At 49.7% G+C, this 20,238-nt stretch carries 22 protein-coding genes, 2 tRNA genes and 1 other RNA gene; 19 read left to right on the forward strand and 6 right to left on the reverse strand.

The genetic code is table 11. The annotated features are described in order from the left end of the window. Window positions 1-100: 100 nt before the first annotated feature. The 16 genes from A8F97_RS03200 to A8F97_RS03275 all read left to right on the forward strand — a co-directional run bounded on the left by A8F97_RS03200 (window position 101) and on the right by A8F97_RS03275 (window position 12,285). Window positions 101-1,270, forward strand: coding sequence for a YfaP family protein (locus A8F97_RS03200; protein WP_033071787.1), 1,170 nt, complete (start codon window positions 101-103; stop codon window positions 1,268-1,270). Window positions 1,271-1,982: 712 nt separating this feature from the next. Next, on the forward strand, window positions 1,983-3,551 hold the full coding sequence (gene cydA / locus A8F97_RS03205; RefSeq protein ID WP_014700693.1) for a cytochrome ubiquinol oxidase subunit I: 1,569 nt from the start codon (window positions 1,983-1,985) through the stop codon (window positions 3,549-3,551). A gap of 13 nt (window positions 3,552-3,564) precedes the next feature. After that, the gene (cydB, locus tag A8F97_RS03210) at window positions 3,565-4,704 is read left to right on the forward strand and encodes a cytochrome d ubiquinol oxidase subunit II (protein WP_033071786.1); all 1,140 of its coding nucleotides are present in this window, start codon (window positions 3,565-3,567) and stop codon (window positions 4,702-4,704) included. A gap of 16 nt (window positions 4,705-4,720) precedes the next feature. Beyond that, window positions 4,721-4,837, forward strand: a complete 117-nt coding sequence (cydX, locus tag A8F97_RS03215) for a cytochrome bd-I oxidase subunit CydX (RefSeq protein WP_005973928.1) — start codon at window positions 4,721-4,723, stop codon at window positions 4,835-4,837. Continuing rightward, window positions 4,834-5,127 carry a cyd operon protein YbgE gene (gene ybgE, locus A8F97_RS03220; protein ID WP_015730894.1) on the forward strand — a complete coding sequence of 98 codons (294 nt, stop codon included), beginning with the start codon at window positions 4,834-4,836 and terminating at the stop codon, window positions 5,125-5,127. The genes cydX and ybgE overlap by 4 nt, the downstream gene beginning before the upstream one ends. 133 nt (window positions 5,128-5,260) lie before the next feature. Next, a complete protein-coding gene (gene ybgC, locus A8F97_RS03225; protein ID WP_033071785.1) occupies window positions 5,261-5,665 on the forward strand; it encodes a tol-pal system-associated acyl-CoA thioesterase in 405 nt (134 codons plus the stop codon). Then, window positions 5,662-6,348 carry a Tol-Pal system protein TolQ gene (gene tolQ, locus A8F97_RS03230; protein WP_005973932.1) on the forward strand — a complete coding sequence of 229 codons (687 nt, stop codon included), beginning with the start codon at window positions 5,662-5,664 and terminating at the stop codon, window positions 6,346-6,348. The genes ybgC and tolQ overlap by 4 nt, the downstream gene beginning before the upstream one ends. 12 nt (window positions 6,349-6,360) lie before the next feature. After that, a complete protein-coding gene (gene tolR, locus A8F97_RS03235) occupies window positions 6,361-6,786 on the forward strand; it encodes a colicin uptake protein TolR (protein WP_005973933.1) in 426 nt (141 codons plus the stop codon). A 64-nt stretch (window positions 6,787-6,850) separates the two neighbouring features. After that, entirely contained in the window at window positions 6,851-8,011 is a 1,161-nt protein-coding gene (tolA, locus tag A8F97_RS03240; protein ID WP_014700689.1) for a cell envelope integrity protein TolA, read from the forward strand. 138 nt (window positions 8,012-8,149) lie between these two features. Beyond that, window positions 8,150-9,442 (forward strand): Tol-Pal system beta propeller repeat protein TolB, encoded by a 1,293-nt coding sequence (tolB, locus tag A8F97_RS03245; RefSeq protein WP_005973936.1) that lies wholly within the window; start codon window positions 8,150-8,152, stop codon window positions 9,440-9,442. Window positions 9,443-9,482: 40 nt separating this feature from the next. Next, a complete protein-coding gene (gene pal, locus A8F97_RS03250; protein WP_010299226.1) occupies window positions 9,483-9,992 on the forward strand; it encodes a peptidoglycan-associated lipoprotein Pal in 510 nt (169 codons plus the stop codon). A 9-nt stretch (window positions 9,993-10,001) separates the two neighbouring features. After that, on the forward strand, window positions 10,002-10,778 hold the full coding sequence (cpoB, locus tag A8F97_RS03255) for a cell division protein CpoB (protein WP_014700688.1): 777 nt from the start codon (window positions 10,002-10,004) through the stop codon (window positions 10,776-10,778). Between the two features lie 175 nt (window positions 10,779-10,953). Next, window positions 10,954-11,029: transfer RNA gene (locus A8F97_RS03260), tRNA-Lys, on the forward strand. Between the two features lie 41 nt (window positions 11,030-11,070). Further along, window positions 11,071-11,146 (forward strand) — tRNA-Lys (locus A8F97_RS03265). A 58-nt stretch (window positions 11,147-11,204) separates the two neighbouring features. Beyond that, window positions 11,205-11,333, forward strand: a non-coding RNA gene (locus A8F97_RS03270) — RtT sRNA. Between the two features lie 235 nt (window positions 11,334-11,568). Continuing rightward, window positions 11,569-12,285 (forward strand): DUF554 domain-containing protein, encoded by a 717-nt coding sequence (locus A8F97_RS03275; RefSeq protein WP_014700687.1) that lies wholly within the window; start codon window positions 11,569-11,571, stop codon window positions 12,283-12,285. A gap of 14 nt (window positions 12,286-12,299) precedes the next feature. On the opposite strand, the gene A8F97_RS03280 is transcribed toward A8F97_RS03275, so the two are convergent. Next, the gene (locus A8F97_RS03280; RefSeq protein ID WP_033071784.1) at window positions 12,300-12,698 is read right to left on the reverse strand and encodes a YjaA family stress response protein; all 399 of its coding nucleotides are present in this window, start codon (window positions 12,696-12,698) and stop codon (window positions 12,300-12,302) included. A gap of 215 nt (window positions 12,699-12,913) precedes the next feature. On the opposite strand from A8F97_RS03280, the gene nadA reads away from it, so the two are divergent. Together nadA and pnuC are read left to right on the forward strand one after the other, a co-directional pair. Next, a complete protein-coding gene (nadA, locus tag A8F97_RS03285) occupies window positions 12,914-13,975 on the forward strand; it encodes a quinolinate synthase NadA (protein ID WP_014700685.1) in 1,062 nt (353 codons plus the stop codon). A 58-nt stretch (window positions 13,976-14,033) separates the two neighbouring features. Further along, the gene (gene pnuC, locus A8F97_RS03290) at window positions 14,034-14,759 is read left to right on the forward strand and encodes a nicotinamide riboside transporter PnuC (protein WP_033071783.1); all 726 of its coding nucleotides are present in this window, start codon (window positions 14,034-14,036) and stop codon (window positions 14,757-14,759) included. 7 nt (window positions 14,760-14,766) lie between these two features. Here pnuC and zitB read toward each other — a convergent pair whose 3' ends face one another. Continuing rightward, window positions 14,767-15,699, reverse strand: coding sequence for a CDF family zinc transporter ZitB (gene zitB, locus A8F97_RS03295; protein ID WP_033071782.1), 933 nt, complete (start codon window positions 15,697-15,699; stop codon window positions 14,767-14,769). Between the two features lie 295 nt (window positions 15,700-15,994). Between zitB and aroG the strand changes: the two genes are divergently transcribed. Beyond that, window positions 15,995-17,050 (forward strand): 3-deoxy-7-phosphoheptulonate synthase AroG, encoded by a 1,056-nt coding sequence (gene aroG, locus A8F97_RS03300; RefSeq protein ID WP_014700682.1) that lies wholly within the window; start codon window positions 15,995-15,997, stop codon window positions 17,048-17,050. A 115-nt stretch (window positions 17,051-17,165) separates the two neighbouring features. On the opposite strand, the gene A8F97_RS03305 is transcribed toward aroG, so the two are convergent. The 4 genes from A8F97_RS03305 to gpmA all read right to left on the reverse strand — a co-directional run bounded on the left by A8F97_RS03305 (window position 17,166) and on the right by gpmA (window position 20,154). After that, window positions 17,166-17,555: a DoxX family protein gene (locus tag A8F97_RS03305; RefSeq protein WP_014700681.1), complete on the reverse strand. Its 390-nt coding sequence runs from the start codon at window positions 17,553-17,555 to the stop codon at window positions 17,166-17,168. 31 nt (window positions 17,556-17,586) lie between these two features. Beyond that, window positions 17,587-18,201, reverse strand: a complete 615-nt coding sequence (locus A8F97_RS03310) for an FMN-dependent NADH-azoreductase (protein ID WP_014700680.1) — start codon at window positions 18,199-18,201, stop codon at window positions 17,587-17,589. 172 nt (window positions 18,202-18,373) lie between these two features. Next, window positions 18,374-19,288: a LysR family transcriptional regulator gene (locus tag A8F97_RS03315; protein WP_014700679.1), complete on the reverse strand. Its 915-nt coding sequence runs from the start codon at window positions 19,286-19,288 to the stop codon at window positions 18,374-18,376. A 113-nt stretch (window positions 19,289-19,401) separates the two neighbouring features. Further along, entirely contained in the window at window positions 19,402-20,154 is a 753-nt protein-coding gene (gpmA, locus tag A8F97_RS03320; protein ID WP_005973959.1) for a 2,3-diphosphoglycerate-dependent phosphoglycerate mutase, read from the reverse strand. Between the last annotated feature and the right edge of the window lie 84 nt (window positions 20,155-20,238).

The following is a 20,238-nucleotide window of genomic DNA, read 5'->3' on the forward strand; positions in this document are numbered from 1 at the left end:
CCTGAAAAAAAGCGATGAGTGATAAACAGAAATGATGATTATCTCATTGGTTTTGTATAAGCAGGGAATGATTAATTAATTTTCCTTAAGGGGATGTTGTGTGAAAGGAAATATAAAATCGCTGATTTTGGCATTATCTGCATTTACCTGCGTGGCCAGCGCACAGTCTATTAATATTGAAGTGCTAAGTGCGACGGTTAAAGATAAAAAGATTGATGATGCAACGGTTATTCTACAGAAAAACGGTGCGCAGTCAGTGACCGCACGCTCTGATGCCGCAGGCCGTGCGGCGCTCAACGCGCCATTCAGTGTCGATCAAGACAGTCTGTTGATCATTAAAAAAGAAGGGTATTCCGATCTGGTGGTTAAATGCCCGTGTGACGGAATGACCTATGCAGTTAGCCCAGTAATGAAAAGCCTGGATGGCATGCGAATTGTATTAACCTGGGGCGAAAAACCTTTTGATTTAGATTCCCATCTTATTTATCCGGGTAATCATATTTATTTCAGCCACAAAAAAGGACGCGATGCTAATCTTGATGTCGATGATACAGATAGTTTCGGCCCAGAAACGATCACAATTGATAAAAAGCGTTTAGGTGAAAGTTATATTTATGCCGTCCATGATTATTCAAATGGTGATAAGGCTAATTCATTAGCGCTTTCCGCAAGTAGTGCAAAAGTATTTGTCTATGTTGGAAGCTCGCAGGTACGTTCATATTCCGTCCCACTGAATAAGACAGGGAATATCTGGACGGTTTTCCGTCTTAACCCTAACGGTGACTTTGAAGATATCAATGCCGTTGGCGAGGCTGATTTCTCAAAAGCGAAAGATGGTAATGCGCTGCCAATGGTGCTTAACCCGGCGCAGACGGCAGTTTCCGTTACTGGGAATACCGCGCTGGCAAAAAGCCTCAATCGCGACGGTGAAGCCGCCTATGGGCGGGGTGAGCTAGAGCAGGCCACAACGTTGTTTCTGGCCGCGATCGATCAGGACAGCGCGTTTGGCCAGGCATATAGCAACCTGGGTCTGGCCTATCAAAAGCGCGGCAATATTGCCGAAGCTATTTGGGCCAACCGTAAAGCGATTGCGCTGGCAAATGGTAGCAATGCGGCAACCACGCGTGCCAGCTCGTACTACAATATTGCAAAAATTTACGAGAATGCGGGTCAGTTCAGCGATGCACTTCAGCATTATGAGCTTGCAAGAAGCCAGAAAAGTAACACGGTTTACGATAAAGCCATTGAACGGATGAACGCGAAGAAGTAAATCGCAGCATCTTGCTACGTGTGTAACCACTGCGGAGGCCTTTTGGTCTCCGCAGTGGTATGGATCGTCACAAGCAGGTGGCACTCGGGGAGGGCGGGGGAATTCACGGCGAAAATACAGCGCTGTTGTCAGCAATAAAAAATAAAAATTTGACATAAAATAGAAGACGAGGGAATCGATTAAATAATCGATAACGAGAAGTAGCAATTATATTGCTGAATTAATTTCAATTAAACTTAAAAGTCACATTGCATTAACAATGAGTGTGGTAAAGAAATTAATGTAACGTGCTAATCACGAGAAAGACGTTAAATTGTTTTAGATCAAGAAACGTCTCTGGATATAATTTATGAAATAGGCTTAAATTGCGCGAGGTCAATTATCGCCTCTCATGCCGTTTGGTGGGAAAGTTGATTTGAAGCCAAAAACCTAGTCTGGGTCACGTAAAAACCTATTTATTGTAGGGGATTACAGGCGTAATATACGGTTACCTCCTTACGGGGTACGCTATTTGTAATACTTGTGATTTATCTTGAGCTTGCTGTCGGGGGCGTCGCGATGCGACTGCCTTGGTGAACGGTATTTTTAGCGTTTGTTACAGCCGATGTTAAAGCAATTCTTGTTGTGTTCTTTTTGGGTGTAATGGCCGAATGTTTGGCGGCTTGTCAGCGTTTGCAAGCTAATCCCTTCCTGCGAGGAGCAAGGAGTCAAAATGTTTGATGTAGTCGAACTGTCACGTTTACAGTTTGCCTTAACTGCAATGTACCATTTTCTATTCGTACCATTAACGCTGGGGATGGCGTTTCTGCTGGCGATTATGGAAACGGTATATGTGCTGTCTGGCAAACAAATCTATAAAGATATGACTAAATTCTGGGGCAAGTTATTCGCAATTAACTTTGCTCTTGGGGTCGCTACCGGATTGACCATGGAGTTTCAATTCGGGACCAACTGGTCATATTTCTCTCACTACGTCGGGGATATTTTCGGCGCGCCGCTGGCTATTGAAGGCTTGATGGCATTCTTTCTGGAATCGACCTTTGTTGGCTTGTTCTTCTTCGGCTGGGATCGTTTAGGAAAAGTGCAGCATATGGCCGTTACCTGGCTGGTCGCACTGGGCTCTAACTTCTCTGCACTGTGGATTCTGGTCGCCAATGGCTGGATGCAAAACCCTATCGCATCAGATTTCAATTTTGAAACCATGCGTATGGAAATGGTGAGCTTCGCTGACTTGGTGCTGAACCCGGTTGCTCAGGTGAAATTCGTTCACACGGTGGCAGCAGGTTACTGTACCGGCGCGATGTTCATTCTGGGCATCAGTTCTTACTATCTGTTGAAAGGCCGCGATGTTGCGTTTGCCAAGCGTTCATTTGCTATCGCAGCAAGTTTCGGTCTGGCTTCTGTTCTGTCTGTTATCGTATTGGGCGATGAGTCCGGTTATGAAATGGGGGACGTGCAGAAAACTAAACTGGCAGCGATTGAAGCCGAATGGGAAACACAACCGGCTCCCGCTTCCTTTACGCTGTTCGGCATCCCGAACCAGGATACGATGGAAAATAACTATGCCATCAAGATCCCTTACGCTCTGGGGTTAATTGCCACGCGTTCTACTGACAAAGAAGTCACAGGTCTGAAAGAGCTGATGGCGATGCATGAAGTGCGTATTCGTAATGGTATGCAGGCTTATCACCTGCTGGAAGAATTACGCGCGGGTAACACCGACCCAGCAGTAAAAGCAGCGTTCGATCAAGCTAAGCAGGATCTGGGCTATGGTTTGCTGCTGAAACGCTATACGCCGAAAGTCTCTGATGCGACAGAAACGCAGATTCAACAGGCGGTTAAAGATTCTATCCCACGTGTTGCGCCGCTGTATTTCTCTTTCCGTATTATGGTGGGCAGCGGCATTCTGATGCTGTTGATCATTGGCCTGTCTTTCTGGACTGTTCTGCGTGGCAAAATTGGTCAGAAACGCTGGCTGCACCGCATCGCACTGTATGGTATTCCGCTGCCGTGGATTGCTATCGAAGCAGGCTGGTTTGTGGCTGAATACGGCCGTCAACCTTGGGCCATAGGTGAAATCCTGCCGACAGCCGTCGCGACCTCATCGCTAACAGCGGGGGATATTCTGTTCTCAATGGGGCTGATCTGTGGTCTGTATACGCTCTTCCTGGTTGCAGAAATGTATCTGATGTTCAAATACGCACGTCTGGGGCCGAGCAGCCTGAGAACAGGGCGTTACCATTTTGAACAACCTATAGCGGCTGCGCAGGAAGCACGGTAAACAGGAGTCCACTATGTTTGAATATGAAGTCTTACGTTTTATCTGGTGGCTGTTGATCGGTATTTTGCTGATTGGCTTCGCTATCACTGATGGTTTTGACATGGGCGTGGGCATTCTGGTCCGTCTGATGGGGCGTGGGGATACCGAGCGTCGCGTCATGATTAACAGTATTGCTCCGCACTGGGACGGTAATCAGGTATGGTTGATCACCGCAGGTGGCGCGCTGTTCGCGGCCTGGCCGATGGTTTACGCTGCCGCGTTCTCCGGTTTCTACATTGCTATGATTTTGGTGCTGGCCTCACTGTTCTTCCGTCCTGTCGGTTTCGATTACCGTTCAAAAATCGAAGATCCGCGCTGGCGGGGAATGTGGGACTGGGGCATCTTTATTGGTAGCTTTGTGCCGCCGGTTGTTATTGGTGTGGCGTTTGGCAACCTGTTACAGGGCGTACCGTTCCACGTCGATGAATATCTGCGTCTGTACTACACCGGAAACTTCTTCCAACTGCTGAATCCGTTTGGCTTGCTGGCTGGTGTGGTCAGTTTGACGATGATTCTTACTCAGGGATCAACCTACCTGATGATGCGGACCACGGGCGACCTGCACGTGCGTTCTAAATCTGCTGCGCAGATTTCCGCGCTGGTGATGATGGTGACGTTCGCTCTGGCTGGCGTCTGGGTGATTTACGGTATTGATGGTTATGTGGTGACGTCGGCGATTAACACTGCCGCTGAGTCTAACCCACTGCGTAAAGAAGTCGTTCAGCAGGCGGGTGCCTGGCTGATCAACTTCAATAACCATCCGGTATTGTGGGCTATCCCTGCTCTGGGTGTAGTGCTGCCAGTGCTGACTACCCTTATGGCGCGTGCAGAGAAAGGGGCTTGGGCATTCCTGTTCTCCTCTCTGACTATCGCTTGTGTGATTCTGACCGCAGGGATCGCCATGTTCCCGTTCATCATGCCGTCAGTGACTGTGCCTAACGTCAGCTTGACGGTATGGGATGCAACATCAAGCCTGCTGACGCTGAAAGTCATGACCGTAGTGGCGATGATTTTCGTTCCTATCGTGCTTTCTTATACCGCATGGTGCTATTACAAGATGTTCGGTCGTATTACCAAAGAGCAGATTGAGCAAAACACTCACTCTATGTACTAAGTAAGGAGCTTAATTTATGTGGTATTTTGCCTGGATACTCGGAACGCTTCTTGCTTGCTCACTGGGGATCATCACGGCCCTGGCTATCGAGCAGAGTGAGGCAAGCAAAGCGGTTGAAGACGATAAGCAATGAATGATCTGGTCGATAAACTCTATCGCCTGATGGATAAGAGCCCGTTAAGGGCTCTTTCCCTTGTCATGGCGTTGCTACTGGCTGGCTGTGTCTTCTGGGACCCGACACGCTTTGCTGCGCGGACCAGTGAACTCGCGGTTTGGCAGGGGCTGCTGTTGATTTGGGCCGTTTGCGCTGGCGTTGTTCATGGTGTTGGTTTCCGTCCACATCGCCTGCTTTGGCGTGCGTTTTTCGCACCACTTCCCGCCTTTGTGATCCTGTGCGCAGGATTGTACTATTTCTTCGGTTAAAATAGTCTCCTATTCCATTTAGTTATGGGTTGCTTGCGACCCATAATTATTTTCTTTCCGCTGTCACAATCCATTCCAAACCTCATTTCTCTTGCGTATAGTAGCGAGGTTTAATGCATTACCGGGATGTAGAGTGAGTAATTCGTTGTTTCGCTGGCCAGTTCGAGTCTACTTTGAAGACACTGATGCAGGTGGCGTTGTCTACCATGCGCGCTATGTTGCCTTTTATGAAAGGGCAAGAACCGAGGCGTTGCGGGAGCGCAACTTTCATCAGCAAGCCTTACTAAGTGAGCATATCGCGTTCGCTGTTCGTCGGATGAGGGTGGAGTACCTTGCTCCTGCGCGCCTCGACGATATGCTGGAAGTGCAGAGCGAAATTGTCTCGCTTCGTGGCGCTTCTCTGACTTTCGCACAGCGTATTCTCAATGCTCAGGGCACCCTGCTAAGCCATGCTGAAGTTTTGATCGCATGCATCGATCCACATCAAATGAAGCCAATTGCGCTTCCTAAGTCTATTGTCGCGGAGTTCAAGCAGTGACTGACATGAACGTTTTTGATTTGTTCCTGAAGGCAAGCCTTCTGGTCAAACTAATCATGCTGATTTTAATCTGTTTTTCTATCGCTTCCTGGGCGATCATTATTCAACGTACCCGAATTTTGAATGCAGCGACGCGTGAGGCCGAGGCATTCGAGGACAAATTTTGGTCGGGTATCGAGCTGTCGCGTCTCTATCAGGAAAGTCAAACTCGCCGTGATAGCCTGACTGGCACTGAACAAATCTTCCATTCTGGTTTCAAAGAATTTGCGCGGTTGCATCGCGTTAACAGTCATGTGCCGGAAGCGGTCGTTGAAGGTGCATCCCGTGCGATGCGCATTTCAATGAATCGTGAATTGGAAACGCTGGAAACTCACATCCCCTTTTTGGGCACCGTGGGCTCCATTAGCCCGTATATCGGCCTGTTCGGTACCGTTTGGGGGATTATGCATGCTTTCATCGCGCTGGGTGCCGTGAAGCAGGCAACCTTACAAATGGTTGCCCCTGGTATTGCAGAAGCGTTGATTGCAACGGCAATCGGTCTGTTTGCGGCGATCCCTGCGGTCATGGCGTATAACCGCCTTAACCAGAGGGTAGGTAAACTGGAGCAGAACTACGACAACTTTACCGAAGAGTTTATCGCGATCCTGCACCGTCAGGCGTTCTCCAGCGACAACAGCAAGTAATCAGGGGGGATCATGGCACGAGTACGCAGAGGTCGTCGTGAGCTAAAATCCGAGATCAACATTGTTCCGCTACTGGACGTGCTGTTGGTTCTGTTGCTGATTTTTATGGCGACAGCACCGATTATTACGCAGAGCGTTGAGGTTGATCTGCCGGATGCGACCGACTCAAAAACGGTCTCCAGCAACGACAATCCGCCCGTGATCGTAGAGGTTTCAGGCATCGGGCAATATAGCCTGGTTGTTGAGCAAAACCGTATGGAACAACTTCCGGCAGAGCAGGTGGTTGCTGAAGCGCAATCACGGCTGGCAACTAACCCCAAGACGGTATTTTTGATTGGTGGCGCGAAGGATGTTCCTTATGATGAGATCATTAAAGCGTTGAATTTGTTGCATCAGGCCGGCGTAAAATCCGTTGGTTTGATGACGCAACCGATTTAAATGAGTGCATCACGGTAATGATCGTTAAGCCTATTTCTGGCAACACTGTTTTTGGGAATCGCTTGTGCTAAAGGCAAACGAACAAAACGATAAGCTGAAACGCGCCGTTATTATCTCGGCTGTTCTGCACATCATACTGATTGCTTTGCTGCTCTGGAATTCATCGACGCAAACGATGGATGCTAGCGGAGGCGGCGGAGGCTCGTCAATTGATGCAGTGATGGTCGATCCGAGCGCAGTGGTAGAGCAGTATAACCGCCAGCAACAGCAACAGACCGATGCGAAACGTTCTGAACAGCAGCGTCAAAAGCAGGCTGAACGGCAGGCCGAAGAGCTTCAGCAGAAGCAAGCCGCTGAACAGCAGCGGCTGAAAGAGCTAGAAAAAGAGCGTCTGCAAGCACAGGAAGAAGCGAAAAAGCAGGCTCAGGAGCAGGCTGAACAACGTAAGCAGTCTGAAGCGGCGGCACAGCAAGCTAAGGAACAGCAGAAGCAAGCCGAAGCGGCGGCCGCAAAAGCGAAGGCTGAAGCTGAACAGCAGGCGAAAGCAGCAGCAGACGCTAAAAAGAAAGCGGAAGACGAAGCGAAGAAACAAGCGGCTGCGGCCGCTGCTGCTAAGAAGCAGGCGGAAGAAGAGGCTAAAGAAAAAGCCGCTGAGGCTGCCAAACAAAAGGCAGCAGAAACTGCGAAAGCAGAAGCGGCAAAGGCAGCAGCAGAGGCAGCAAAAGAGGCTGAGCAAGCGAAACAAAAAGCAGCGGCTGATGCAGCGAAAAAAGCAGAGGCCGCCGCTGCAGCTAAAAAAGCTGCTGATGATAAAAAGAAAGCGGCAGCAGAGGCTGCTAAGCAGGAAAGCGCCGTTGATGATTTGCTAGGCGGGCTGGCTTCGTCGAAAAATGCGCCGAAGTCTGGCGGCGGAGCACCTGCTGGCGCGGGTAACAATAAGAAGAGTGGTGCATCAGGTGCGGCGCTCGATAGTTATGGTGGTCAGGTACGTTCAGCCATTCAGAGTAAGTTTTATGACTGGCAGCTCTATAAAGGGCGTACCTGTACACTACGGATTAAATTGGCGCCTGATGGCTTGCTGGTTGATGTCACGGCTGAAGGCGGCGATCCAGCGTTATGTCAGGCGGCTATTGCGGCTGCCAAACAGGCCAAAATACCGAAGCCACCGAGTACGGATGTTTATGAGGCTTTCAAAAATGCGCCAATAGACTTTAAACCGCAGTAACCGGGCTGTTTACCCAATAGATTTAAGATTATGACGATGGTAAATGAACCAGGTTATGTTGTTTTGTTGACATTGGTTTGTTTTTGTTAAAATTCTGCTAATTTATCGTAGACTTCGTGTCTGGATAAGGGAGATGAGATGAAGCAAGTACTGAAAGTTGCAGTAAGCTTTTTAATGCTGTGGGCAGCGGTGCTGCACGCGGAAGTACGTATAGAGATTACCCAAGGGGTAGACTCTGCACGCCCAATCGGTGTGGTTCCGTTCAAATGGGCCGGGCCGGGCGCTGCGCCTGAAGACGTAGGCGGTATCGTGGGTGCTGATTTACGTAATAGCGGTAAATTCAACCCGATCGACGCAAATCGTATGCCACAGCAACCTGCAACGGCATCTGAAGTGACGCCTGCTGCATGGACGGCGTTGGGCATTGATGCGGTGGTTGTTGGTCAAGTTCAACCGAGTGCTGATGGTAGCTATCTGGTTTCTTACCAACTCGTCGATACGTCGGGTAACCCAGGGAACGTACTGGCTCAGAACCAGTTCAAAGTAACCAAACAGTGGTTGCGCTATGCCGCGCATACAGCCAGTGATGAAGTGTTTGAAAAACTGAGTGGTATCAAAGGTGCATTCCGTACTCGTATTGCTTACGTGGTTCAGACCAACGGTGGTCAGTTCCCTTATGAGCTGCGCGTTGCCGACTATGACGGCTACAATCAATTCGTTGTTCATCGTTCACCACAGCCGCTGATGTCTCCGGCCTGGTCCGCCGACGGTAGCAAACTCGCCTATGTCACGTTTGAAAGCGGTCGTTCTGCGCTGGTTATTCAAACGCTGGCCAATGGCGCGATCCGTCAGGTTGCTTCCTTCCCGCGTCATAACGGTGCACCTTCTTTCTCTCCTGATGGCAGCAAACTCGCATTTGCTCTGTCTAAGAGTGGTAGTCTGAATCTGTATGTGATGAATCTGGGATCGGGTCAGATCAGTCAGGTGACTGATGGCCGCAGCAATAACACGGAACCAACCTGGTTCCCAGATAGCCAAACCTTGGCCTATACTTCAGACCAGGCTGGTCGTCCTCAGGTTTACAAAGTTAATGTTAACGGCGGTGCTCCACAGCGTGTGACCTGGGAAGGTTCTCAGAACCAGGACTCTGATGTGAGCGCCGACGGGAAATTTTTGGTAACGGTGGGCTCGAATGGTGGGGCTCAGCATATTTCCAAACTGGATCTGGTAACGGGTGCCGTACAAGTATTAACGGACACGTTCCTGGACGAAACGCCAAGCATCGCACCAAATGGCACGATGGTGATCTACAGTTCTAAACAAGGGCTGGGTTCAGTGCTACAACTGGTTTCGACCGATGGTCGTTTCAAAGCGCGTCTTCCGGCTACTGATGGACAGGTTAAATTCCCTGCCTGGTCGCCGTATCTATAAGTACAAATATGTACAATAAACTCGTCAAAGGACATAAGAAATGCAATTCAATAAAGTGCTGAAAGGCCTGATGTTGGCTCTGCCGGTACTGGCAGTGGCCGCTTGTAGCTCCAACAAGAATGCGGACAATGACCAATCTTCCATGGGTGCTGGTAACAACGGCATGATGGACGGCGGCAACATGTCTTCTTCTGAGCAAGCTCGTTTGCAGATGCAAGAATTACAGCGCAACAACATCGTTTACTTTGGTCTGGACAAGTATGATGTTAGCTCTGAATTCGCTCAGATGCTGGACGCCCACGCTGCATTCCTGCGTAGCAACCCATCTTACAAAGTGACTATCGAAGGTCACGCGGACGAACGCGGTACGCCAGAATACAACATCGCTCTGGGTGAGCGTCGTGCCAACGCAGTACAAATGTACCTGCAGGGCAAAGGCGTTTCTTCCGATCAGATCTCTATCGTTTCTTACGGTAAAGAAAAACCAGCAGTTCTCGGTCATGACGAAGCGGCCTATGCCAAAAACCGTCGTGCCGTTCTGGTATATTAAGAGAATCGCATGAGCAGTAACTTCAGACGTCACCTGTTGGGTCTGTCGTTACTGGTTGGCGTAGCGGTCCCTTGGGCCGCTACTGCCCAAGCGCCAATCAGTAATGTCGGCTCAGGCTCGGTCGAAGACCGCGTCACTCAATTGGAGCGTATTTCTAACGCTCACAGTCAGCTTTTAACTCAACTTCAACAGCAGATGTCTGATAACCAGCGAGATATTGACAGCCTCCGCGGGCAGATCCAGGAAAGTCAGTATCAGTTGAATCAGATCGTTGAACGGCAGAAACAGATCTATCAGCAAATTGATGGATTAAGTTCGCAATCATCTTCTACTCCGACGACAGGCAGTACGCCTTCCGCTGCTGTGGGTACTGATACTGGTGCGGCCAATACGGCTGCACCGGCCAGTACGGGTGATGCGAATAGTGATTACAATGCCGCAGCCGCTCTCGTGCTGGAGAAAAAACAGTACGATCAGGCTATTAGCGCATTTCAGGCATTCGTCAAGAAATATCCAGATTCAACCTATCAACCGAATGCCAACTATTGGCTTGGTCAGTTGAATTACAATAAAGGGAAAAAGGACGATGCTGCGTACTATTTCGCCAATGTTGTTAAAAACTACCCTAAGTCACCAAAAAGTTCCGAGGCCTTGCTGAAGGTTGGGGTGATCATGCAGGAAAAAGGTCAGGCTGATAAAGCCAAAGCCGTTTACCAGCAAGTTGTAAAAATGTACCCCAATACGGAAAGTGCAAAGCAAGCGCAAAAGCGTTTATCAGGATCGTAATACCGTATTAATTGGCACAAAAATTGCGCATCATGAGCGGTTTTTGTGCCTAAACGTCTTAAGAGTAAGCAATCAAACAGTTTTTTAAGAAAATAGGTTGCGCTGAAAATTTAAATCAGTAATATGTGCCGCCGTTGCCAAGGCAAACAGCGAAACGCTAAAGCAGCATGAAATTGGGTCGTTAGCTCAGTCGGTAGAGCAGTTGACTTTTAATCAATTGGTCGCAGGTTCGAATCCTGCACGACCCACCAATTTCAAATGTAGTTGTAGTATCAAAGCAGTTCCGCATTGCGGGTCGTTAGCTCAGTCGGTAGAGCAGTTGACTTTTAATCAATTGGTCGCAGGTTCGAATCCTGCACGACCCACCATCTTCTAGTAATTAGCAACACGATTCTAAATTAAATAATCTAGCTTCTCCGGTTACCAACATAACGAACACCGTGACTTTTAATCAATTGGTCGCAGGTTCGAGCCGAGCGAAGCGAGACAGCAACGCGTCAGCGTTGACCCCGAAGGGGCGAGTCCGAAGGACGAGTCATCCTGCACGACCCACCACTTCAGTAATAAACTTCCTCCCTCAAAGAAACTCACGTCATGGCTAGCACACGTACCGTGTCGATGAGATAAAACCCCATTATCATTCCCTGCTCGTTAAGCCTTTGGAGTATATTAGGGTCTTTATCCCTCTCTATCGACTGTATAACCCATCAGGAACGGTTTTCTAAACCTATCGAGCAGGGATGGAGTCATTGCCACAGGGAAGCGTGCGTTGCCCTGTTTAGGAAAGTATATGATTGGTCCGTTGATTAATGGTGCCGCTATCTTGATTGGTAGTGGGCTGGGCATTGCCTTGCGTCGCTTTATTCCCCAACGTTTGCAGGATGGCCTGCCTCCGGCGTTTGCGATGGTATCGATTGCAATGGGTATCACGCTGGTTGTTAAAGTTCAGCAACTGCCGGCGGTGGCGCTGGCTATCGTGATTGGTGTTGCGTTAGGAGAATTGCTACGCATGGAGTCTGCCGTGCAGCGGGCTGGCATGATGATTCAAAAAGGATTAAACCGCGTTCTGCCTGCACAGGAACACCGTTTACCGCAGGATGTGTATACTCAGAATTTTACCGCGCTAATCGTCTTGTTTTGTGCCAGCGGTACTGGTGTGGTTGGGGCGTTGACGGAAGGATTAACCGGTGATTATCAGCTACTGATTATCAAATCTGCTTTGGATATTTTCACCGCACTGATTTTTTCCATCACGCTTGGCCTTGCTGTGATGTCGATTGCGATACCGCAGATGATTGTTCAGGCGCTGTTGTTCTTCTCCGCCAAATTGATTATGCCCTTTATGACAGATGTCACGATGGGCGATTTTTCTGCCTGTGGTGGGATTATCATGATTGCCGTTGGGTTACGGATTGCGCAGATAAAATCATTTGCGGTGGTTAACTTTCTTCCCGCTTTGGTTTTGATTATTCCGCTCTCTCTCTATTGGCATCGGCTCTTCGCCTAAAGCACAACGTCGGGTTAGCGGTTGACGATCGAAGGCATGTCGCCGCTAAATATTTGTATAACTTCCTGGTCGGTAAGCGGCACAGTTTTGCTACACACATAAATATGCTTTCCTTGCGGGCTGATGCTCCTGGCGAGCTCTATGTAGCTGGCAAATTCTACTTGGCTGTGTCCGCCTTCATTCATCTCCATGGCATGGATGATGACCTTGTGCGAGGTGAATAGATCAACCAGTCGCTTTCCCGCCACTTTGCGTGAGAGTTGATCCAATAGCTTCATCGCCGGGATCATCTGTCCGAGCAGTAAGCGCGAGGTGGTAAAAGGGGGTTCTGATTGCCCGGCCACCTCTTTTTTAGTGTCCACGTTTCTGAGCATCAGCGTATCGCGATATATTCTGATATAGAGGCTGGCCATGCCATTTATCTCCTTGTCTCTCTTCTACAGATAATACCTTTCATGCATTTCATTCCATTATTTTAAGCATAATAAACAAAATGGTGTGTGATCTGGAAAAAATACCGCGACTTTGCGGCGTGTTTTCGGTATTTTGTTTAGGATAAAAAACTCCGATACCGATGCTAAATCAGTGTTAGGTGTTGCAACCCGAATTATCATCGTGGAAATCCATAATGAGTATTCTTTTTGATAGCAATGAGACCATTTATCCCTTTCCGCCAAAGCCCAAGCCATTATCGGCTGATGCAAAACAGCACTATCGTAGCAGGATAAAGGCACTGCTGCGGGAAAGAAACGCGGTTATGGTTGCTCACTACTATACCGATCCTGAAATTCAAGCGTTGGCAGAAGAAACGGGCGGCTGTGTGGCGGATTCGCTGGAAATGGCGCGCTTCGGCAGCACCCATGCAGCATCGACGCTGTTGGTGGCGGGGGTCCGGTTTATGGGAGAGACGGCCAAGATCCTCAACCCAGAAAAGACGGTTCTGATGCCCACATTGGAAGCCGAATGTTCGCTCGATCTCGGTTGCCCCATTGATGAATTTAGCCGTTTTTGTGATGCGCATCCAGATAGAACCGTGGTGGTGTATGCCAATACTTCAGCGGCGGTGAAAGCGCGTGCAGATTGGGTTGTCACATCCAGCATCGCGGTGGAGTTGATCGAACATCTGGATAGTCTGGGAGAAAAGATTATTTGGGCACCGGATCGCCATCTGGGAAGCTATGTGCAAAAGCAGACAGGGGCGGATGTTCTGTGCTGGCAGGGTGCGTGCATTGTGCATGACGAGTTTAAAACGCAGGCGCTGCAGCGTATGAAGATCCTGTACCCCGATGCGGCGATTTTGGTTCATCCAGAATCACCACAGAGTGTGGTAGAGATGGCTGACGCCGTTGGGTCAACCAGCCAGTTGATTCAGGCGGCGAAAACACTGCCACAGCGCGAACTGATTGTGGCAACCGATCGTGGCATTTTCTACAAGATGCAGCAGGCCTGCCCGGAGAAAACATTGCTGGAAGCGCCGACTGCGGGAGAGGGAGCAACCTGCCGTAGTTGCGCTCACTGCCCGTGGATGGCGATGAATGGGCTGGAGGCGATTGCTAACGGTCTGGAGCAAGGTGGCCATGAACATGAGATTCATGTTGATGCAGCCCTGCGAGAAGGCGCGTTAATCCCGCTGAATCGCATGCTGGATTTTGCGGCTTCGCTAAAATTGCGTGTGAAGGGGAATGCCTGACGGGGATCCCAGGCAGTTTGATAGGCGTTTCTTACAATAATTGAGACAGGGTGGTGAGATGGATTTTTTTAGTACCAGTAATATTTTAATTCATATCCCTTTTGGCGAAGGGGGATATGAGCTTTCCTGGATTGAAGCGATCGGCACGCTGTTTGGCTTGCTGTGTATCTGGTTCGCGAGTCAGGAAAAAAATATCAACTATCTGTTTGGGTTGATTAATGTCACGCTGTTTGCCGTGATCTTTTTCCAGATCCAACTGTACGCCAGCCTGTTACTACAAATTTTCTTCTTCGCCGCCAATATTTATGGCTGGTACGCCTGGACGCGTAAGACCGATGCGCAGGGAGTGGAGTTGCGTATCCGCTGGCTGCCGGTGCAGAAGCTGATTGGCTGGTCGGTGGCCTGTATTATCACGATTGGCTTGATGACGTTCTACATTGATGCGGTATTTGTGGTGCTGACGCGTATCGCTGTTTCTGGCATGCAGGGACTCGGATTGGCGGTGCAGATGCCTAATCTTCAGCCAGATGCGTTCCCATTCTGGGATTCCACCATGATGGTGTTGTCGATCGTGGCGATGATCCTGATGACGCGTAAATACGTCGAGAACTGGCTGCTGTGGGTGGTGATTGATGTGATAAGCGTGGTGATTTTTGCTTATCAGGGCGTGTATGCGATGGCGGTAGAATACGCGATCCTGACGTTGATTGCCCTGAACGGTTCCTGGTTGTGGATTAAGAGCGCACAGGAAAATCGCGTCAGTATGGTTTCAAACGGCGCGTAATCCAAACTTAATGCTTGTGATGGTGGCCTTCTGTATCATGGCTTTCCTGATGAAAAGAGCAGTGGTCATCATCACAGCGTTGATATTCCATCTGAACCGTCGCGTGTTCAATCTGATAATGCTTCAGTAAATATTCCTGGATACGTCTTAACAATGCATCGTGATCGTGAGGTGGAACCACTTGTGCATGCAGTGTCATCATGGTTTTTTCACCAACCTGCCACAAATGAACATGGTGGATATTCCTGACCTCGGGGATATTCAGCGTCAGATCCTTCTGTAGAACCTCAACGCTGAGTTGGCTCGGTGTGCCTTCTAGCAGTTCGTGAATACTTTCTTTCAACAGCGACCATGCACTGCGTAGCACCAGACACGACACTAAAACAGAGAGAATCGGGTCGATAGGCGTCCAGTTGGTATAAAGGATGATGACGGCGGCAGCAATCGCACCGACGGAGCCCAGTAGATCGCCCAGCACATGTAGGGCCGCCGCACGGACGTTAATGTTTTTCTCTTCGCTGCCGTGGTGTAACAGCCAAAACGCCACGATGTTTGCCAGCAGCCCGGCAATGGCGACAAGCAACATGGGGACGCCAGCAACGGGCTGAGGGTCATAGAAGCGTTGAATGGCTTCCCAGAAGATGAAGCCGGTAATCAGTATCAACGTCAGTGCGTTCACAAAGGCGGCGAGGGTGGTGAGCCGTAAATAACCGAAGGTATGGCGCGCATTGGGCTTACGCTGAGCGAAACGTACAGCGATAAGGGCGACGAACAGCGCAGCGGCATCCGTCAGCATATGACCCGCATCCGCAAGTAGAGCAAGAGAGCCGGACAGCAGACCGCCAATGACTTCTGCCACCATAAACGTGGCGGTAATGATAAATGCGGCCGACAGACGTTTACTGTTGCTGGATCCCGTGTGGCTGTGATTATGTGCCATAAATTACCCTAAGTTTCGTTGCTATGCTGCGTTACTGGAACCCGACAGAGAAACCTATCCTACCGCTCGCTGGCCTGTCGATAGGGCTATTTTCTGGTGAAAATAGGACGGATGCGGCATCTGAGAGCATTTGATCGCGTAAATCCTACTGATTTCAGCGCCCCGATAACACCAGCTTGACATATAATAATCAATCTTCAATATGAAACATCCCGTTTTTCAGGCTGCCCGCACAGGTGGGATGGCGCATATTGGATGGGGTTAACATACCGTTTCGGAACCGATGGATTTATTTATGAATTACCAAAATGACGATTTAAGAATTAAAGAGATCAATGAACTTTTGCCGCCGGTTGCTTTGTTAGAAAAGTTTCCAGCCACGGAGAAGGCCGCGGAAACGGTATCGTTCGCGCGTACAGCCATCCATAAAATTCTTAACGGCAATGACGATCGCCTGCTGGTGGTGATTGGCCCTTGCTCGATCCATGATACAAAAGCGGCGAAAGAGTACGCCGCGCGTCTGCTGACGTTGCGCAATGAGCTGAACGACGATCTGGAAGTGGTTATGCGGGTTTATTTTGAGAAGCCGCGTACCACAATTGGCTGGAAAGGGCTCATCAACGATCCGCACATGAATAATAGTTTCCAGATCAATGATGGTTTGCGCATTGCGCGCCAACTGCTGTTGGAAATTAACGATATCGGTTTACCGGCTGCGGGTGAGTTTCTGGACATGATTACCCCGCAATACATGGCGGATTTGATGAGCTGGGGCGCTATCGGCGCACGTACTACGGAATCTCAGGTACACCGTGAGCTGGCATCTGGCCTGTCATGTCCTGTTGGCTTTAAAAACGGTACGGACGGCACGATCAAGGTAGCGATTGATGCGATCAACGCTGCCAGCGCACCACACTGCTTCCTGTCTGTCACCAAATGGGGTCATTCGGCTATCGTGAATACCAGCGGTAATAACGATTGCCACATTATCTTACGCGGTGGTAAAACGCCGAACTACAGCGCAGAGCATGTTAAAGACGTGAAAGTTGGTCTGGAAAAAGCGGGTCTGACTCCACAGGTCATGATCGATTTTAGCCATGCGAACAGCAGCAAGCAGTTCAAAAAGCAGATGGAAGTCTGTACTGATGTCTGTGGGCAGATCGCTCAGGGCGAAAAAGCGATTATGGGTGTGATGGTGGAAAGCCATCTGGTTGAAGGCAACCAGAATCTGGAAAGTGGTGAGCCGCTGGTTTATGGCCGTAGCGTGACCGATGCTTGCATTGGCTGGGAAGATACGGAATCTCTGCTGCGTCAGTTAGCGTCTGCTGTACGCGAACGCCGCAGCAAGTAATATCGAATGGCGTGCTATCCGGTACGCCAGTGAAAAAACGGCAGTGAAAGTCTTGCGTTTTGTGTTCGTGAAAACGCAAACCGGGCCAACACTGCCGTCAATGATAAATGCCCACCTAGTGACGTCTTGCATCAAGGCTAAATTTGCTCGGCCCAAAAGCCACAATTTGTAACAGTCCCCCCACAATGATTATATTTTTAAGAAAATTAATCATCGCATTCTGGTCTGCAAAATTATGATGGAAAAACACCGCCGTGGCGACGGTAAAGGCGGACAGCACGAGAGCAACCACTCGCGTGTGGTAACCAATAAGTAAAAGAATTCCTCCGCCGATTTCGACCACTAAGGCGATCAAATAACCGAGAAGAGGAAAGGGTAAACCGACCGAGGTGATGTAGCCTTGGGTGGCTTCTGATGCACCAATTTTGCTCAGGCCACTCAGTACAAAAACAATTGCAATGAGTGCTCGGCCGATTGTTGAAATGATTGAAGCATTCTTTTCCATGGCGATTCCCTTTCTTGGTCTGTTGGCGTTGTTAGGCTTCTAACGTTGCAATGCTGAGCTTTGCCTGGCTAATGATGGCTGATTTAGTTGCTTCATTTCCCAGGCCCAAGCCTTCGGCGCGGATGACCGTTACATCGGTCAGGCCGATAAAACCAAGTACAGCCTTCAGATACGTTTCGTGATGTTCAAGCGTGGCGGTAGCATCATCACTACTGTAGGTTCCGCCGCGAGTTGAAGCGATGAACAGTTTCTTCCCTTTCTGTATTAGCCCTTGCGGTCCGTTGGGCCCGTAAGCAAATGTGCGTCCGCCGATAACGACACGATCAATCCAGGTTTTGAGTTGGGAAGAAACGGTAAAGTTATACATGGGGGCACCAATGACAATGATCTCGGCGGCAAAGAGATCGTTGATATAAGCATCGCCATGGGCAATTTCGTCGCTCAATTGCGGATCGGGATTGCCACCGCCGCGAATTACGGCCATATATGCTCCAGAAAGATGACCCACGGCATCTTCGACAAGATCGCGATAGACGACCTCGGAACCTGGGTGTAATTCACGCAGCCTTACGACAATATCGGCGGAAAGTTGTCGGCTGACGGAATAGTCGCCGAGTATGCTGGAATCGATATGAAGAATTTTCATAAGGTGACTTCCTGACTGGTTTCGTAGCATAACGAATAAGCACAACGATCAGGCACCGATCGTTTCCATGTCAGTATATTTGCGCTAAAGACACCCGAAAACCCGATATTTTCCGAACGAACCTATCGGTTCCTGCGATAGGTCGGTGTGAGCCGAACGCCTTTTTGAGCGTTTATTGGCCAGCGGTTGTTTCCCCATGAAGACTTTTCAGGCGGTCAAGGAACCAACGCCCGGCAGGGCCGGGGGGCGCTGCTGTTCGGTAGATGGTGGACATGGGGACAGAGATGCCTGCGGGCGGGACATCCTCAAGCATCAGTTCAACCAGCTCTCCTTCTGCAATGTTACGCTGTACTACGTGTAATGGCATACCGCCCCAGCCTAGTCCGCTAAGAAGAAAAGCGTGCTTGGCAAATAAGTCCGTGAGCCGCCAGGTCGATGAGGACATAACGGCGTATTCAATCCCCTCGGATAGGCTTGTTCGGTCGGTAAGGACAAGCTGCACATGCTTTACCAGTTCCGATTTAGGGATGAATCCCCTGAATGCGGCAAGCGGATGATTACGTGAGGCGACCATAACCAGTGTGATGCCAGCAAGGTGCTCGGTGCTCAGTGAGGCAAGCGCGCTCGGCAAGGCCGCGACAGCCCCGATCGCCGCCGTCCCGTCGAGCACGCGATGATAGGTGGCTCCCAGCGCCTCGACGAACACTCGAAGAGGCGTACCAGGAAAGCGCTGTTTGAACTCGTTTGCAATAGTAGCAACAGTGGCAATAGGAAACAGCACATCGATGACAACGGAAAGCTCTGCTTCCAGCCCTTCTGATAACCCCTTTGCCCGTGCTTTCATGAAATCGACAGAGGTTACGATGCCGCGTGCATCGGCCAGCAAAGCCTGCCCAGCCGGAGTGAGTTTGGGATATCGCCCGGACCGATCGAATAATTGAACGCCCATCTGCGCTTCGAGATTACTCACCAAATCGCTGATGACAGATTGCGCGCGATAGAGTTTGCGTGCTGCGGCGGAGAAGCTTCCTTCATCAACTGCAACGATGAATGTTCTTAATTGATCAAGCGATACTCCATTTATCATACAAAGTAGCCCTCGTCTTTTTATCAATGAGGCATTGATTGTGAATGCCAGTGCTGAAGATTATGAAATAAAAAAACCCGGCACAGGCCGGGTTTTTTTATTTCAAAGGTAAATTACTTCGCTTTACCCTGGTTCGCTACTGCGGCAGCTTTTGCGGCGATTTCATCCGCGTTGCCCAGATAGTAACGTTTGATTGGTTTGAAGTTCTCGTCGAACTCATACACCAACGGTACGCCAGTTGGGATATTCAGTTCCAGAATTTCGTCTTCACCCATGTTGTCCAGGTATTTCACCAGGGCACGCAACGAGTTACCGTGAGCCGCAACGATCACACGCTCACCGCTCTTGATGCGTGGCAGGATGGTTTCGGTCCAGTAAGGCACAACGCGTTCGATGGTCAGAGCCAGGCTTTCAGTCAGCGGTAGCTCTTTGTCACTCAGCGCTGCATAACGTGGATCGTGGCCTGGAAAACGTTCGTCATCACGCGTCAACTCTGGAGGCGTGATGGCGAAACCACGACGCCATTGTTTAACCTGCTCGTCACCGTATTTTTCAGCGGTTTCGGCTTTGTTCAGACCCTGCAGCGCACCGTAATGGCGCTCGTTCAGTTTCCAGGATTTCTCAACTGGCAACCAGGCTTGATCCAGCTCGTCCAGTACGTTCCACAGTGTATGAATGGCACGTTTCAGCACGGAGGTATACGCGAAATCAAAGGCAAAACCTTCGTCTTTCAGCAGTTGACCTGCGGCTTTGGCTTCTGAACGGCCCTTGTCGGACAGATCAACATCGTACCAGCCTGTGAAGCGGTTTTCGTTGTTCCACTGGCTCTCACCGTGTCTTACCAGTACTAGCTTAGTTACAGCCATAGCTAAACTCCTTCCTATCCTAAGATTTCTGTGATAACTGATTTCATTATAGGGGGGGAGAACGGTTATCGGCAATCGATAGTC

The sequence above is a fragment of the Pectobacterium parmentieri genome (assembly GCF_001742145.1).
Taxonomy (GTDB): domain Bacteria; phylum Pseudomonadota; class Gammaproteobacteria; order Enterobacterales; family Enterobacteriaceae; genus Pectobacterium; species Pectobacterium parmentieri.

What these genes read in the sequence shown, in the direction of transcription:
- cydA (WP_014700693.1), top strand. Translation starts at nt 1,983, where the DNA reads ATGTTTGATGTAGTCGAACTGTCACGTTTACAGTTTGCCTTAACTGCA.
- cydB (WP_033071786.1), top strand. Translation starts at nt 3,565, where the DNA reads ATGTTTGAATATGAAGTCTTACGTTTTATCTGGTGGCTGTTGATCGGT.
- cydX (WP_005973928.1), top strand. Translation starts at nt 4,721, where the DNA reads ATGTGGTATTTTGCCTGGATACTCGGAACGCTTCTTGCTTGCTCACTG.
- ybgE (WP_015730894.1), top strand. Translation starts at nt 4,834, where the DNA reads ATGAATGATCTGGTCGATAAACTCTATCGCCTGATGGATAAGAGCCCG.
- tolR (WP_005973933.1), top strand. Translation starts at nt 6,361, where the DNA reads ATGGCACGAGTACGCAGAGGTCGTCGTGAGCTAAAATCCGAGATCAAC.
- tolB (WP_005973936.1), top strand. Translation starts at nt 8,150, where the DNA reads ATGAAGCAAGTACTGAAAGTTGCAGTAAGCTTTTTAATGCTGTGGGCA.
- pal (WP_010299226.1), top strand. Translation starts at nt 9,483, where the DNA reads ATGCAATTCAATAAAGTGCTGAAAGGCCTGATGTTGGCTCTGCCGGTA.
- cpoB (WP_014700688.1), top strand. Translation starts at nt 10,002, where the DNA reads ATGAGCAGTAACTTCAGACGTCACCTGTTGGGTCTGTCGTTACTGGTT.
- A8F97_RS03275 (WP_014700687.1), top strand. Translation starts at nt 11,569, where the DNA reads ATGATTGGTCCGTTGATTAATGGTGCCGCTATCTTGATTGGTAGTGGG.
- A8F97_RS03280 (WP_033071784.1), bottom strand. Translation starts at nt 12,698, where the DNA reads ATGGCCAGCCTCTATATCAGAATATATCGCGATACGCTGATGCTCAGA.
- nadA (WP_014700685.1), top strand. Translation starts at nt 12,914, where the DNA reads ATGAGTATTCTTTTTGATAGCAATGAGACCATTTATCCCTTTCCGCCA.
- pnuC (WP_033071783.1), top strand. Translation starts at nt 14,034, where the DNA reads ATGGATTTTTTTAGTACCAGTAATATTTTAATTCATATCCCTTTTGGC.
- zitB (WP_033071782.1), bottom strand. Translation starts at nt 15,699, where the DNA reads ATGGCACATAATCACAGCCACACGGGATCCAGCAACAGTAAACGTCTG.
- aroG (WP_014700682.1), top strand. Translation starts at nt 15,995, where the DNA reads ATGAATTACCAAAATGACGATTTAAGAATTAAAGAGATCAATGAACTT.
- A8F97_RS03305 (WP_014700681.1), bottom strand. Translation starts at nt 17,555, where the DNA reads ATGGAAAAGAATGCTTCAATCATTTCAACAATCGGCCGAGCACTCATT.
- A8F97_RS03310 (WP_014700680.1), bottom strand. Translation starts at nt 18,201, where the DNA reads ATGAAAATTCTTCATATCGATTCCAGCATACTCGGCGACTATTCCGTC.
- A8F97_RS03315 (WP_014700679.1), bottom strand. Translation starts at nt 19,288, where the DNA reads ATGATAAATGGAGTATCGCTTGATCAATTAAGAACATTCATCGTTGCA.
- gpmA (WP_005973959.1), bottom strand. Translation starts at nt 20,154, where the DNA reads ATGGCTGTAACTAAGCTAGTACTGGTAAGACACGGTGAGAGCCAGTGG.